The sequence below is a fragment of the Alistipes intestinihominis genome (assembly GCF_040095975.1).
Taxonomy (GTDB): Bacteria; Bacteroidota; Bacteroidia; order Bacteroidales; family Rikenellaceae; genus Alistipes; species Alistipes senegalensis.
On record NZ_JBBMFL010000021.1, the window covers coordinates 13,835 to 28,271 of the forward strand.

A 14,437-nucleotide genomic window follows, 5' to 3' on the forward strand; every position below is an offset into this window, starting at 1 on the left:
TTATTAACGATTTAATATTAGCTGCCTCAGTTTCAAGAAATTTTCAGCCCCAATAAGCTTTGATATAATTTTCGTTCGTTTGGTGCCAGAAGGAAGCATGCGCATATTCATGTTCAGCAATTCTTGTTTAGCTTTTTGGCATAAATCGGGATATTGACCATAATGCAAATACATAAACAGACTGAAATTGTGTGCTAAAGCATTCTTCACTCGCTTGGAATCTTCATGCGCCAAAGCATTCTTTTTATAGAGTTTTAAGCTTTTGAGGTATGACTCTATTTTTGCTTTGGAATTACTCTTGCTCACACTGTCATACTCTCCAGTACGATAGTACAGTCTTGCTTCCGGACAAAAGAGAACCTTAGTGGCAAACATCAACACCCGCGAGAAATATTCCCCGTCTTGATTCTTGCGCAAACTTTCATCCCATTTCCCTGCTTTTAAGGCAAGCGTGCGGCTTAACAGATAGCATGCTGTTTCGAACATTTCGGAACAATTCCATAGGTCAAGCAACATATCGAAACCAAGGTCATAATCTCTATAAACCGTCTGTTTGGGGAAAGTAGCCTCATTTATGTCAATGTGGAATCTATCCCACAGGCACGTTGCTACAGCCGTTTCATCGGATGCTTCCATAAGACGGGCTAATTGTACTTCTATTTTGTTGGTGGAAATTATATTATCGGCATCAAGAAACATCACATATTCGCCTGATGAATGATCAAGCGCATTGTTTCTTGCCTTGCATGCACCGGTATTGGGCTGACTGATGACTCTCACTCGCCTGTCTTTACTTTCGTAATTTTCTCGGGCAATGGCAAGGGAACGGTCTGTCGAACCATCGTCCACAATGATTATTTCTATATTGCTGTATGTCTGTGCAAGGCAACTATCGAGCGTCTCAGCAATGAACCGCTCTGAATTGTAGCATGGGATAAGTATTGATACTTTTGGAGTCGTCGTCATTAATTCTATGGAATTAAATGATTTTCAGCTCTATTCTTTGCACAACAGTTTTGTTGGCGGGAATATGCTTGCCTGCAACTGTGGTGTTGTAGCCAATGATCACGTTTTCACCCAGTATTGTACCTTTCATTATCGATGCTCGCTCACCTATCCATGTGCCGTCGCCTATCACTACTGGGGCTGTGCGAGGTCGCTCGTATTCATAGCCGAAACGCGGGAAGTAGTTACGCGTCAGCCAACGGCGTTCTTCTAGGGTGTAGATGCAATGGGTATTGGTGTCCCAAATACGTAAATTGTAACTAAGTTGGCAGTAACTGCCGATGAGGACTTTTTCGTCGGCGCGGATTTCGCTGCCCGGGTTCACGTTGGTGTATTGTCCCACCTCTATGTTGCCGCCGTATCGTATCCACAACCGCTGGCCTGCCAGCTTAGTGTGGTCTGCCACTCGTAACACGCCGCTATTAACGATATATTCTGGTTTCGTAGCATTGCTGCTGCGTTCAAGGAAACTGTGTGCCCCAATCTCCACTCGGCCACCGTTAGTGACCCATAGTCCGATGCCCTCAATCCGAACCCCCTCGTGCAGTATAAGCACAGAATTCTTATCGACATAGATCATTGAGTTTCGGATGACTACCCCGTCGTTTGAAACGTTCATCTCGCCTTGCACCCTCACGACGGAGCCTTGGAGTCGGTAGCGCCAGTGCGTTTCACGCAACTTGCCAATAATGCGTCGCAGTATATTCATTGTCAGTTCATTGTCAGTTTAGAGTATTAACCGCAAGAAGTGTGACACACATAGTGTGCGTGTGGAGTGTCTATGAAATTTCTTCCACGAAATTATCCCTGAGGCGCCTGGCATCAAACAATTCTTGCCAGCGAGCCTCGGCATTTCTACGCAACTTCAAGTAGGCACTTCGGTCGGTTATAAATTCTGATATTTTAATAATGAAAGTTTCCATTTCGGTGGGCTCACTGAGCAGGATTCCTACATCCTCACTCACCACTTCATGCACACCGCCCACATCCGTGGCTACCACCGGCACGCCGTATGACAGAGCTTCGCATATTGATATTGGCAAACCTTCGCTTGAACTGAGCGATATAAACCAATCGACAGGTTCTTTGAGATATAATTTTTGTACCTCCTCATTTGACAATATCCCTAAGAGGCGTGCTGTAAAATTTGCAGATCTTCTATGATTTATTATTTCTACAACTTTGTCTCTTTCTTCTCCATCACCAGCATGAATCCATTCAAATTCAATTCTCGGAAAGCGGTATGCCAAATGCTGTAAAAATTGAGCCACTTGCGGTACACGTTTCACGGAATGAATGCGTGAGCATGAGAAGAATGTCAATTTCTGAATATTATCGTTTGCATAAGAAGTACCCTTATACAGTTTTGTCGATCCTAAAAAGGATACCTTTATTTTATCAGCGTATTGTGGGTAATGTTGTCTTATATATGTAGCTCCATCGCTACTGCAGGCATAAACTGCGTTAATCTTTGATAGTGTAAGTTCCCGCATATAATGCGAGCGGTAAATCACCCTTTCATCAAAAATGTCGTAGCCGTGTGCGCGGGTTACAATTCGGACATTCTCGCTGTTTGCCAGCATTGCCGCCCCGAGCGTATTGGCATGAAACCAAAATGTGTATATCACATATTCCGGATGTCCGGGCGTGAAGTACTTCTGTTTCAGCCATTGCTTGAATGTATAGGCATTGTGGTAGAACGATAACAACGAATATAGTTTTAACCTTGAAGATATTGCCTTTTTATCTTTGAGTATGGCCTTTATTACCTGAGGATGAAACAAGTATTTCAGCAAAGGAAGTATGCTAGAATACCCCCCCCCTTCGAATTTAACATATATTCATATTCAAGTTCAAGCAGATATTTCGCGTTTCCATCGAACCGATTGAGATGCTTTTCTTCCACATGGTCGGGGATTACGGTGACACACTCGAAAGCATCACACAAAGCATCCAATTCGGGCTTGATAAAACATCCTTCGGTGTATCCACTGTAAGGGAAACTATTTGTAACAATCAGTAAGTGTGCCATTTTATTGTCTTTTTTTGATTCTCTTGTCGATTATTTGGAGAATTAGAGCTTTGCATGTGCCATAACCCTCATTGTGCATGGCGATGTTGAGGCTCAAGTAAATTGCCGAATAATAGATGCCTTTGAGTAAAATATTGATTATATGGTAATCGGTTTGAAACCTGATAAAATGCCAGATAATCAGAGGGAGCAAAAATGGAAAAACGTATCTTATAATTGAGTCAATCTGAGATTTTATAGGCAACCCGATGCAACTCCTTGTGGTGAATAACGTTACGATTAGTTTCAAAATCCCTATTATAGAGATGGCCCATACATAGGCCGTCAGTCCGTAGTATAGCCCGAATGGAATGGCAAATATCAGCATGCTGCTTCGCAGGATGCTACTCCATAGGTACATATTCATGCGGTTAGCCACAGTCATTACAGTATCGAAAACTACAGGGAGACACATAGATATGGAGAATAATCCCAATATCTGGAAGATTTCAATAGCGCCTTCCCACTGACTTCCATAGAGCAGTATAATTAGGTCGTCAGCACACAAATACATCAATCCTGCAAAAAGGAATGTTAGAAATGAGATGACATTCAGCAGTTTCAGCACACTGTAACACAAGGCTTCGTTGTCGTTTTGCAATTTACTCAGTGCAGGCAGCATCACACTACGGATGGATGAAAAGGAATAATCTATAACCAAATAGTTAAGCGACTGTGCCCTGTTAAACAGTCCCAAAGAAGCCGCCGAATATATTTTCCCGATTATAAATGTGTCCATTTGCTTGAAAACGCGATTTATGAGAGTTGAAAGCGTTACTTTCCATCCGAATGATACCATATCACCCACATTTCGGGGTTTGAAGATAAATTTGGGACGCCAAGTGGAGATTAGCCAAATGGTCCCAGAGTAGAGCATCCACCCTGAAAGATTGGAAAACACTAATGCCCAAACGCCAAATCCACACAATGCCAGAACAATGCCCAGAATTCCCGATGCTATGCTGGATATTAGTTTTGCCTTGAATGGGGCACGGAAATTGAGTGACCGTTGGAATATAGCTGTTTGCAGTGTTCCGAGAGAACTTATAAAAAACGACCATGATGTGACACGAACTACGTTCTCCAATTTGGGCATCTCGTAAAACCATGCAAAAACAGGGGCGCATGAAAACACCAGTAGAGTGCAAATGCCTCCAATGGCGATATTGAGCCAAAACACGGTGGAAATTTCCACCTCTGTGATTTTATCTTTACGGATAATGGCACTGCTGAATCCGAAATCAACAAAAAAGTCCAATATGGCATTTAGTACCATCGCCATGCTCACTAAACCAAAATCAGCTGGAGTAAGAAGCCGAGCCAAGATGAGCGTAACTATAAAATTCCGTAATTGATTGGTTAACAAATTAAGGAAATTCCAAGCGCTGCTTTTCAGCCCTTTTTTTTTGAGTTCAGATATATTTTCCATTTATTGTCTATTGTTTCCCTTGACGTATTTAAGGAATACGATATAGGCAAGGAACATGAGTGTGCTGTTGCGGTGTTTATAAATTAATTGCTGCTTACGAGAGAGTGGTACTATGTCGTTGAGTGTTGCGTCAGTTTTATTCATAAACCGTATCACAAGTTTGTTGTATTTGATTTTTAGGGATAATCTGGTATCTATCATAGCAACGCGTTGCCAATATAGGATAAGGTTTTTTAATGCTTTTTGTCGGAATAGTGTCTTGATTGCCTTAGACTCGTTGGTGGGAAAAGTAATGAACAGATCGACAATCTTTAATCCTTCTTTCAGTTCTTTCGGGCTGAAAGTATTCATAATGGAATTAACACGTTTGCGATAGAAATAAAGTGGTAGAGTTGAATATACAGCCTTACTTATGCGGTTATGCACAGCGGCATAATAATAGTTCTCCTCATAGATTCTCCCCTCCGGGAATGAAAATTCATCAAACAACTCTCGTTTGAACAACTTAGACCATAGCGATGTCTGTAATTCATGAGTAGCAAAGCGTCGTAGGAAGTCAGTTGCATCACCCGTGGTAACCGGTTCTCCAAACCATATGGGAGGGGGTAAAATGTCCTTATTGAACTTGTAATCTGATACGCTTTGACATTCAACAAAATCCGCATCCTCTCTGGTGAGAACTTGATGTAGATATTCAATAAATTGAGGATGCAGAACATCATCACTATCACACCATGCTATATACTTGCCGGTTGCGTGTTTAAGACCTGTGTTCCTTGCTTTGCAAATGCCGCCATTTTTTTCATGTCTGAAATACTTGATGCGGTTGTCTATTTGTTGGAACTCTGCAATGATACGACTACTGCCATCGTTTGATGCGTCATCGACCACAACAATTTCGAGTTCTTTATAGGATTGACAGATTATACTATTCAAGCATTCAGTCAAATACTGTTCTGTATTGTGAACTGGAACAATAATAGAGATAATAGGAAATGCCATGAAAATAAATGGTACTAATCGCGGCGGAATATATCGCGGGTATATACTTTCTTTTGCACATCATCCAAGCAGGCATCATAGCGGTTGGCGATAATGGCTTGACATTGTTTTTTGAAGGCATTCAAATCATTCACGACCTTACTGCCGAAAAATGTACTTCCATCTTCCAATGTCGGCTCATAAATAACTACTTCTGCTCCCTTGGCTTTAATACGCTTCATCACCCCCTGAATGGATGACTGGCGGAAGTTGTCGCTGCTCGACTTCATTGTCAGCCGATAGACTCCTATTACACATCTCTTTTCAGCGGAGGCGTCGTAGTCGCCTTTGTTGAAATAGTCGTAGTAGCCGGCTTTATTTAATATCCTGTCGGCAATAAAGTCTTTGCGAGTACGGTTGCTTTCTACAATGGCCTGTATCAAGTTTTCTGGAACATCTGCATAGTTGGCAAGCAATTGTTTGGTGTCTTTGGGAAGACAATAACCACCATAACCGAACGACGGATTGTTGTAATGTGTGCCGATACGGGGGTCAAGACTCACGCCATTGATGATGGCCTGCGTGTCGAGTCCTTTCATTTCGGCGTAGGTGTCCAGCTCATTGAAGTAGCTCACACGCAAGGCCAAGTAGGTGTTGGCAAAAAGTTTCACAGCCTCGGCTTCGGTCAAACCCATAAAAAGTGTATCAATATTTTCTTTTATCGCCCCTTCCTGCAACAGGGCAGCAAAGGTCTGTGCCGCGTCGTTTAGACGGGCATCATCTTTCGGTCTGCCTACGATGATGCGGCTGGGATAGAGATTATCATACAGAGCTTTGCTCTCTCGCAGGAATTCCGGTGAGAAGATAACATTTTCCGTATCAAGTTTCTTTCGTATACTTTCAGTATATCCTACCGGAATGGTACTTTTGATAACCATGATGGCGTGAGGATTAACGCTCTTTACCAACTCGATGACTTCTTCTACATGTGAGGTGTCGAAATAGTTCTTTACCGGATCATAATTGGTCGGAGCGGCAATAACCACAAAGTCTGCATCCCGGTAAGCAGCCGCACCGTCGAGGGTAGCTGTCAGGTTCAGAGGCATTTCTGCCAGGTATTTCTCTATATATTCATCCTGTATAGGAGATTTTCGCTGGTTGATAAGTTCCACTTTTTCGGGAACGACATCCACGGCTGTTACCTGATGGTGCTGTGCTAAAAGAGTGGCAATGCTCATCCCGACATAGCCTGTCCCGGCTACAGCGATTTTATAGTTTTTCATTTAACGACGATATTGATTATATTTTACTGGAATGTCGGAATGATTATTTTTCGGCTGATTATCAGATTGTGAAATGTTTCCGCATGATGAATGTCACTTCCTCGATAGGCTATCATGTTATTTTTCAGTAACCACTCGGCTTTTCGCTGTACGCTTCTCCCGTATGTACCGATCAGCGAAAACAAATTCAGTTGAAATTCGATACCGAGTTTTTTCAGCGTTTGGTAATCTTCTTTCTCCATATAGCCATAGCGTTCGGGGTGTGCGAGAACCGGATGGTAGCCTTTGGCCTTGATCCGCTCCAATATGCCGTACAAGTCCATCGGCGGACTGAAACAACTGGTTTCCACCAGCAGATGGTCGCCGTTTTCACCCAATGGCAGCAGGTCGTTCTTTTCCAGCCTCTCCTCGAAAAGACCGTCGAGCATGTTTTCAGCTGCGAGGTGCAGTTCGACACTCCCCGAATAAGAGGCTTGCAGTTCCGCGAACCGCTCCCGCAGATGAGCGGTGGTATTGGGAATGTCCTCCATGATGTGCGGCGTGAGCCATACGGATCTTACTCCCAGCTTTTCGTACAGGCGCAGAATCTCCAAAGACTCCCCCATCGTCCGCACGCCGTCGTCCACACCCGGCAGAATGTGCGAGTGCCAGTCGGTGAATCCGCTGAAAATACCGCTGTCCTGCAATGAAACGCGCTTTCTGAACGGCCAGAGATTCATGGTTTCAATCATTTAACGACCAGCCATTTCCCCCCCCCTCGGCTTCTCGTCGGAGCCATAGTGGTATCCTGAGCCGTAACCGTAGTGATAACCATAGCGATAGCCGTATCCGTAGCGGCCGCCGCTTTCTTCGGTGCCGTTCAGGATCATGGACATATTCTTGTACTTTTTCTCGTCGTAGATCTTTTCCAGTTCAACGAGCATGCTCCGTTCGAGCAGCCCGGCGCGGATCACGAAGATAGTCCGGTCGGCCAGTTTCTCGATGATCTGCGTATCGGCGACCAGTTCGATCGGCGGACAGTCGATCAGCACGTAGTCGTATTGCTCCCTTGCGGCGTCGATCGCTTGTTTCAGCCGCTCGTCGAACAGCAGTTCGGTCGGATTGGGCGGTATGGTGCCCACGGGCAGGATGTCCAGATGCTTATGGCTCTTGTCGGTCACGATGATGTCGGCAAGACGCTCCACGCGCCCGCTCAGATAGTCGCTCAGTCCCGGTTTGGGCGAACCGACATAGGCCGAGCTGGAGCCGTGGCGCAGATCGCCGTCGATAACCAGCACTTTCTTGCCCTTGATGGCAAGGCTCACGGCGATGTTCATCGTCAGGAACGATTTGCCGCTGCCCGGATTGAACGAGGTCATGACGATGACATTCGACTTCCGGTCTTTGCCGGTCATGAATTCCAGATTGGTGCGCAGCACCCGAAAAGCCTCGTTGATGATGTCGCGGCATCCCTCCCGGACCACGACGGCTTTCACATCGGCCGTTTTGTCCCGGAACAAACCCTTTTTTCGGCGCGCGAAGAGCGGAATTTCGCCGATGAACGGCACGGCCACGCCTTCCAGGTCCTTGCGTCCCCGGATTTTCGTGTTCATATTCTCCCTCAGGAAGATGACGACCACAGGGATAAGCAGTCCCAATGCGATCGCCGCCAGCAGGATGTTTTTCCGTACCGGGGATGTCGGCAGCATACTGCCTCCCGGCGGGGTGACGATGCGGGTGTTGTAGGCCGTGAATGCCTGCGACAATTCGTTTTCCTCGCGTTTTTGAAGCAGGAACAGATACAGTGCTTCCTTTACCTTCTGCTGGCGTTCCACCGAAAGCAGGTATTTCGCCTGGGTGGGATTGGCCGCGATACGGGATGTCGTCTGCTGTTCGCTCTGCTGCAAACTTTCGATCTGTGCATTCAACGTCACGATCTGATTGTCGATGGACTGGACTATGGCATGCCGCATGGCGGTCAGCGCCTGATCCATATCCACGACCAGCGGGTTTTGCGTGCTGCTGTTGGCGACCAGACTGTTGCGCTGCAACAGCTGTTTGTTGTATTCTGCGATCTGCGATTCGATGTTGGCGCTCTCGATGCCCGAGTTGGCCGGCAGCAGCTGGTTCCTGTTGGCGTCGTTAGTCAGGTAGTTCCGGATGTACCGCGTCATGTAGAGCTGGTTGTTCAGCGTGAGTATCAGGGCGTTCGTCTGGTTGCTCTGCGCCATGTACATGCTGGAGGCCGCCTGCACGTCCGGCAGCAGATGTTCGCTCTTGTACGACGATATGTCCTCGTCCACGTTTCCGAGCTCCCGCTCGATCACCCTCAGACGCTCGTTGATGAACATCGAGGTGCTGACGGCGATCTGGTTTTTATCCTTCACCCAGTTTTCGTTGTAAACGGAGATCAGCGTGTTGAGAATGTCTTCGGCGCGCTGGATGGAATGATCCCGGAATGTGAGGTTGACGATCGATGTCTTTTCGCTGCTCAGAGCTACGGACAGGTTCGAGGAGTACTGCCCCACCGTTCCGTGCAGGCTGCTGCGAACGACATACAGCGTATACGGCTCTTGGCTTTTGTAGTGGGGCGTGGTCTCTATTTTCAGGATTCCCAGGGGTGTCGTTACCGTGTCGGACAACCTCCCGGAGATTTCGTCGTCGAACTCATTGCCGTTGCGGGTGAAATCGGACAGCCGGACGGTGCTGTCCGGCAGTATGCGTAAGGTGAAGCCGGCGGATTCGTTTTCGGACAGATCGTTTATCGAGACGCTGACCGGCAGGGTCGGACCATAGGCGACCCGCCGGTGGAACCGGCCGGGAACGGTGTAGTTCATATCCAGATGCAGGCGTTTCACGACCTCGGTCATCACGGCCGGAGACTGGAGCGCCACCAGTTCGTTGTTTACGTTGGTGCTCGACTGGAACAGCCCGAATTCCGAGAAGGATTCCAAGTCCGAAGAGACCGATTTGCCCTTCGAATCGTCTTTGATCAGGACCGATGCCGTCCGGGTATAAACCGCAGGGGTTCGCAGCAGGTAGAAGACGGCGATGCCTACCGTCACCGCCAATGACAGCACGAACCATTTCCATTTGGCCAGGCACAGATATAGCAAATCCTGTATTCGGATGAAATCATCGGCCTGCGTCGGTCTTTTTTGATTGATGGACATATTCTATTTTCTTATTTCACGATTAATACGGTGATGGTTGTCAGCAGCGAGGCCAGCGACATCCAGAAAGACGCGGAACGGACGTTGTTCCCGTTCACGGTGGCCTGCCGCGCCCGTACGGAATTGGGTTCGACGTATACGATGTCGTTCTGTTGCAGGTAGTAGACCGGAGATGCGTAGAGGTCGTGCCCCGAATTCAGGTTGACTTTGTAAAGCACCTTTTTCCCGTTCTCGTCGCGCTGGACCAGCACGTTGTCCCGTTTGCCGTAGACTGTGAGGTCCCCGGCCATGCTGATGGCATCCAGCAGCGTCAGCCGGTCCTTGTCGATGCTGAAACGTCCGGGGTGGACGACCTCGCCTAAAACCGAGACGGTCAGGTTCATGAACTCGACTGTTACGACAGGGTCTTTGACCAGGTCCTGCGAGATCAGCTCGTGCTTGATGTGGGCGGCGATCTCTTCGCGGGTCATGCCGGCCACATGGACCGGACCCAATACCGGAAAGTCGATGTCGCCCTCCTTGTTTACCGTATATCCGGATATGCCCTGGCTATTCGAAGACGAGGCGGACGAGACCGTGCCGATCTGCCGGGATACGATGGGGAGATTGAACAGATTGGCCAGCAGCGGATCTTTGCTGTTGACCAATATGGAGATCTTGTCTTCCGGCCGCACCCGGATCTCCGTGGCGCTCGACACTTCCTCCGCCGTCCCCGGCTGTATATCCTGGAAATAAGCGATTTTCGGTGTGGCACATGAACTGAGCAGCGCAGCTGCGACCGACACCCGTAGGATGTTTGTGATTCTCATATTTGCGATTGAATGATTTGTTTCCATTACGATGGCGGCGTCAAATCCGGTCGATCGTCTTTTGCAGCCAGATGAACCCTCGGGTGCGGCTGATATGGATTCCGTACCCTATCCGGCGGATTTTGCGCAGCAATTCCGTATTGCGGTCCAGATGCCATTGCATGAAATGATACAGTCCGAATGTGGCCAGCAGACTCATTCCTGCGACGGCATACAGCTGTACGTCGATCGGGGCGCCCGACACGGCCAGCAACCACCAGCACAGGACCACAGACACGTTCAGGGACAGAATCGCCAGAGTCGTCGCCATATGCGAGGCGCCCAATTCGATGAACATGTGATGCAGGTGCGTCTTATCGGGATGAAAGGGCGACGTGCCTTTCAAAATGCGGGTTGACATGACGCGCAGCGTATCGAACACGGGAATGCACAGGACGGCGAGCGCAAAAGGGATCAGCCCGATGCTCTCCCCTACGTAAGCGGCGCAGAGCGAGCCGCTTTGCAATATTTCGATGACGAAAATCGACATGATGATGCCCATCACCAGCGTGCCGCCGTCGCCGATGAACATCTTCGATGTTTTGCCGAAGACGTTGTGGAAAAAGAAAGGGATCAGCGCCCCGACCGACACCACGGCCAGAAGCGTCATTTTCATATCGCCCGACAGATAGAACAGCGTGCCGAACATCATGCAGGCCAGGATGCAGAATCCCGAAGAGAGTCCGTTCACGCCGTCGATCAGGTTGATGGCGTTGATGATCCCCACGGACGCGACGACGGTCAGCGGAACGGCTATCCATCGGGGAATTCGGCCGATGCCCCATAATCCGTGAAAATCGTCGATGCAGTAGCCTCCCGCATGGATCAGCAACAGTACGACGAGGATTTCGATCAGGAACCGCAGGGCTGGGGAGAGGTTCAGAATGTCGTCCATCGTCCCGGTGTAGAGCATCGCCATCATGGCCATGATGACGATCAGCAGTCCCGAGCTGTTCACGGCGCTTTCGACGCTTCCGATGCCGATCACGATGCCGAAGAAGACGGCGACGCCTCCCAGAACCGGAACCGGAGTGCGCTGCAATTTGCGCGCGTCCGGATTGTCCACGATGTTTTTCAGCAGGGCGATCTTGACCAGACGGGGATGAATCCAGCTGACGACCAGCAGCGAGAGGAAGAAGGAGACTAAAAGGCTGTAAAGCGGCGACATATGTTTGAAATGATCTTGTGGAATGGCGGTCTGTTCACCGGATTCGGACGGAACGGTCGAATCCGTATGTTCGTATGAAGGTGCGGATGCCTATGTCAGTTCTTCCACTTCTGTCCGGTGCCATTCCCGGTAATGTTCGAACGAGAGCTTTTCCGCCGTCAGCACCCGGCGGTCCGGTTCGGCGGCCTTCAGGATATGGCGGCGGGAGTAGGCGCATAGTTCGGTATCCGTGATTGAGGCCATCACGACGGGGAATGGATAGGTGACGAAGCGGATGATCGACGTATCGCTTCGGGGAAATAACCGGCACAACTGATAGGCCGAGTGTTCGAAAGCCACCCAATAGCTCTCGAAACCATAGAGATAGGCATATCGTTCATTGTCTTTTTCCCGGGCCATGATTTCGGCCTGATGGGCTGAAAGAAAAGCCATCAGGCGTAATCCCGGCGCTTCTGCGTCCCGAACAGGCTGCTGACTGTCCGGAATTCCGGCGATTTCGGTGCTTTTCATAGATCGGATTCTGTTGCGGGGGTGTCAGTGCCCCAGCCAGCGGTCATAGTCTTCCAGCCGCCGGATGAGTTGTTGTTTGCTCTTTTTGGGATTCTCCTCCTGCCGCCATTTGTCGATGATCTCGTGTGCCTGGGCGTGGTAAAGGCAACTGTTCGTGCATCCGTAGAGCGTGGTGAGAAGAAGTGCCCGGGATTGCTCCGCCTTGACGAGGGGCAGCATCGCTCGGAGAGTTCCGATCAGTTTTTCGGATTCCTGCCGGTTCCCCGTTATCGTGTAGGCCGGCAGCAGCATTGCGTAGAGTTTGCTGCGCATGATGTCGGAATCCATGCGCAGGCTGCCGTATTGTTGCACTGTTTCGGCGGCCAGCTTGCGGTCGGCTTCGGTTACTCCGTCTCCCGGGCGGTGGAAACGCCCTAATGCCTCGTGCAGTTTTAAGAGCTGCCGATCGTTTCCCAGACGGGTATAGACGTGTTTGCCGTCGTCGTTCAGGGCGATGACCTCATATTGGCCGGGTTGTACGCGCAGCAGCGGGACCCACATGTAGTTCTCCACGCAAACCATAATATCCCGCTTCCCGGCGCCGGGCTGGATGATGACGCTGGCTTCGGCTCCTTTGAACCGCCCTTCGGTGATGCGTATCCGGTCGCCTTTGATAAGTTGCTCCGGTTGCGGCGTGTAGACGGGGATCACGTTGGAATAGGAATCGGCTACCCATTGCAGGTTCGTCATCGCCTCCTCGGAGAGATAGGGATGGTATTCGCATTTCCCGTCCTTGATGCGAGGCAGGAAATTGTATAGGGGCAGCCATTGTTTCATCCGGTATATTTCGTGCTCCGAAGCGTGGATGAATACGTAGTTATACAACAACGGGCGACGGGTCTCGACAAACCTGCCGTCTCTCTTTTTCACCTCCACATACGAAGGTGCGAAATATTCGAATGATGGCTCTCCGTTTCTGCGGCGGCGTTCGAGCTCCTCTTGCAGCCCCTTGGCCGGACCTTTGTGGCATGAAGGGAGCACCAGCACGTACCATCTGACGACGTGCGTATCCCTCATGCGTTCCGGATATGCCAGAGCGGCGGAAACGGATTGGGATTTTCCGAAGGGGCGAGAATCGATTTGTATCGGCTGCACCGGTGAGCCACTCTTTCCCATAGGCAATTCAAAGCCATATCGGCGCTGTTGTCGAATGCACTGATATACAGTAGATTGTAATCAAAAAGCGAGAGAATTCCGAAAATATCATCTATTCTCTACTGTGTTTCTAAAATAAACAAGGTCAAATTCGTGTTCCCATCATTTGACCCTGCCTCGCAATTAAAAATCCCCTTGATTTTAAGGAGAAAAACGTAATTTCACTTTATGGTTTCTTCCTAAGAGACCATAAATCGTGATTATCTGTTGTATAGACCGGAATAATTATTATTCGTTGTCAACAATTCCGCTTTTTTTCTAAAACGGATCGCCTGATTCATTGAGGATGATTCTGTCCGATCCAATAATATATATTATGATGCAAGTGTTTAATTTACAAATCGTTTTTCGGAGGGGGGGGGATTTTGGCGCATAAAAAATACCGAATTTTATTTGGCCCTTTGGACAATAATCTGTACTTTTGTACAACAAATATGGTCTCTTAGGAAGAAACCATCCAGTCGGAAAAAAGTTGGCCATTGTTCTCGGCAGATTCTCTTGCAGATATTGTTTTCGGATATCCACGTAATCTTATCGAGAGGACAGGACTGAATTAAACGAACGGTATTGGTACAACGCATTTTTGTATAAGGATGCAGCCAGTTATGGCCATGAACAGGAATGGCGGTTTATGTGCACCTGTAAAAAGGCTCAAGATTCAAAGTTTATGGAAATCACTTCGGGAAACAGGATGAAAGCAATCTATTATGGCCCATATATCGCCGCAGATACAAAAGAACATTTGAGTATATGGGCTAAGCGACATAAAATTAAGGAATACAATGTCGCATTGGAT

Annotated in this window: 13 protein-coding genes; all 13 read right to left on the bottom strand. The window is 48.4% G+C overall.

The features are described 5' to 3' along the window. Positions 1-3: 3 nt before the first annotated feature. The 13 genes from WMO46_RS14140 to nusG all read right to left on the bottom strand — a co-directional run bounded on the left by WMO46_RS14140 (position 4) and on the right by nusG (position 13,503). A complete protein-coding gene (locus WMO46_RS14140; RefSeq protein WP_129649904.1) occupies positions 4-966 on the bottom strand; it encodes a glycosyltransferase family A protein in 963 nt (320 codons plus the stop codon). A gap of 13 nt (positions 967-979) precedes the next feature. Further along, positions 980-1,714 carry an acyltransferase gene (locus WMO46_RS14145; RefSeq protein WP_129649902.1) on the bottom strand — a complete coding sequence of 245 codons (735 nt, stop codon included), beginning with the start codon at positions 1,712-1,714 and terminating at the stop codon, positions 980-982. Between the two features lie 70 nt (positions 1,715-1,784). Further along, the gene (locus WMO46_RS14150) at positions 1,785-2,801 is read right to left on the bottom strand and encodes a glycosyltransferase (protein ID WP_129649900.1); all 1,017 of its coding nucleotides are present in this window, start codon (positions 2,799-2,801) and stop codon (positions 1,785-1,787) included. Beyond that, complete coding sequence (locus WMO46_RS14155; protein ID WP_349094549.1) at positions 2,795-3,037, bottom strand: hypothetical protein; 243 nt, start codon at positions 3,035-3,037, stop codon at positions 2,795-2,797. The genes WMO46_RS14150 and WMO46_RS14155 overlap by 7 nt, the downstream gene beginning before the upstream one ends. A gap of 1 nt (position 3,038) precedes the next feature. After that, on the bottom strand, positions 3,039-4,505 hold the full coding sequence (locus WMO46_RS14160) for a lipopolysaccharide biosynthesis protein (protein WP_129649898.1): 1,467 nt from the start codon (positions 4,503-4,505) through the stop codon (positions 3,039-3,041). Continuing rightward, positions 4,506-5,507: a glycosyltransferase family 2 protein gene (locus WMO46_RS14165; RefSeq protein WP_129649896.1), complete on the bottom strand. Its 1,002-nt coding sequence runs from the start codon at positions 5,505-5,507 to the stop codon at positions 4,506-4,508. A 14-nt stretch (positions 5,508-5,521) separates the two neighbouring features. Further along, the gene (locus tag WMO46_RS14170) at positions 5,522-6,769 is read right to left on the bottom strand and encodes a nucleotide sugar dehydrogenase (RefSeq protein ID WP_129649894.1); all 1,248 of its coding nucleotides are present in this window, start codon (positions 6,767-6,769) and stop codon (positions 5,522-5,524) included. A 23-nt stretch (positions 6,770-6,792) separates the two neighbouring features. Continuing rightward, positions 6,793-7,500, bottom strand: coding sequence for a tyrosine-protein phosphatase (locus WMO46_RS14175; protein WP_394345126.1), 708 nt, complete (start codon positions 7,498-7,500; stop codon positions 6,793-6,795). Next, positions 7,501-9,921, bottom strand: coding sequence for a GumC family protein (locus tag WMO46_RS14180; RefSeq protein ID WP_349094550.1), 2,421 nt, complete (start codon positions 9,919-9,921; stop codon positions 7,501-7,503). It lies immediately after the preceding gene. An 11-nt stretch (positions 9,922-9,932) separates the two neighbouring features. Continuing rightward, positions 9,933-10,730, bottom strand: coding sequence for a polysaccharide biosynthesis/export family protein (locus WMO46_RS14185; RefSeq protein ID WP_026076417.1), 798 nt, complete (start codon positions 10,728-10,730; stop codon positions 9,933-9,935). Positions 10,731-10,770: 40 nt separating this feature from the next. After that, complete coding sequence (locus WMO46_RS14190; protein WP_019150229.1) at positions 10,771-11,937, bottom strand: MraY family glycosyltransferase; 1,167 nt, start codon at positions 11,935-11,937, stop codon at positions 10,771-10,773. A 90-nt stretch (positions 11,938-12,027) separates the two neighbouring features. After that, on the bottom strand, positions 12,028-12,369 hold the full coding sequence (locus WMO46_RS14195; RefSeq protein ID WP_394345136.1) for a hypothetical protein: 342 nt from the start codon (positions 12,367-12,369) through the stop codon (positions 12,028-12,030). A 102-nt stretch (positions 12,370-12,471) separates the two neighbouring features. Continuing rightward, a complete protein-coding gene (gene nusG / locus WMO46_RS14200) occupies positions 12,472-13,503 on the bottom strand; it encodes a transcription termination/antitermination protein NusG (protein WP_276759582.1) in 1,032 nt (343 codons plus the stop codon). Positions 13,504-14,437: the final 934 nt, after the last annotated feature.

What these genes read in the sequence shown, in the direction of transcription:
- WMO46_RS14165 (WP_129649896.1), bottom strand. Translation starts at nt 5,507, where the DNA reads ATGGCATTTCCTATTATCTCTATTATTGTTCCAGTTCACAATACAGAA.
- WMO46_RS14145 (WP_129649902.1), bottom strand. Translation starts at nt 1,714, where the DNA reads ATGAATATACTGCGACGCATTATTGGCAAGTTGCGTGAAACGCACTGG.
- WMO46_RS14175 (WP_394345126.1), bottom strand. Translation starts at nt 7,500, where the DNA reads ATGATTGAAACCATGAATCTCTGGCCGTTCAGAAAGCGCGTTTCATTG.
- WMO46_RS14155 (WP_349094549.1), bottom strand. Translation starts at nt 3,037, where the DNA reads ATGGCACACTTACTGATTGTTACAAATAGTTTCCCTTACAGTGGATAC.
- WMO46_RS14185 (WP_026076417.1), bottom strand. Translation starts at nt 10,730, where the DNA reads ATGAGAATCACAAACATCCTACGGGTGTCGGTCGCAGCTGCGCTGCTC.
- WMO46_RS14190 (WP_019150229.1), bottom strand. Translation starts at nt 11,937, where the DNA reads ATGTCGCCGCTTTACAGCCTTTTAGTCTCCTTCTTCCTCTCGCTGCTG.
- WMO46_RS14195 (WP_394345136.1), bottom strand. Translation starts at nt 12,369, where the DNA reads ATGGCTTTTCTTTCAGCCCATCAGGCCGAAATCATGGCCCGGGAAAAA.
- WMO46_RS14170 (WP_129649894.1), bottom strand. Translation starts at nt 6,769, where the DNA reads ATGAAAAACTATAAAATCGCTGTAGCCGGGACAGGCTATGTCGGGATG.
- nusG (WP_276759582.1), bottom strand. Translation starts at nt 13,503, where the DNA reads ATGAGGGATACGCACGTCGTCAGATGGTACGTGCTGGTGCTCCCTTCA.
- WMO46_RS14140 (WP_129649904.1), bottom strand. Translation starts at nt 966, where the DNA reads ATGACGACGACTCCAAAAGTATCAATACTTATCCCATGCTACAATTCA.
- WMO46_RS14180 (WP_349094550.1), bottom strand. Translation starts at nt 9,921, where the DNA reads ATGTCCATCAATCAAAAAAGACCGACGCAGGCCGATGATTTCATCCGA.
- WMO46_RS14160 (WP_129649898.1), bottom strand. Translation starts at nt 4,505, where the DNA reads ATGGAAAATATATCTGAACTCAAAAAAAAAGGGCTGAAAAGCAGCGCT.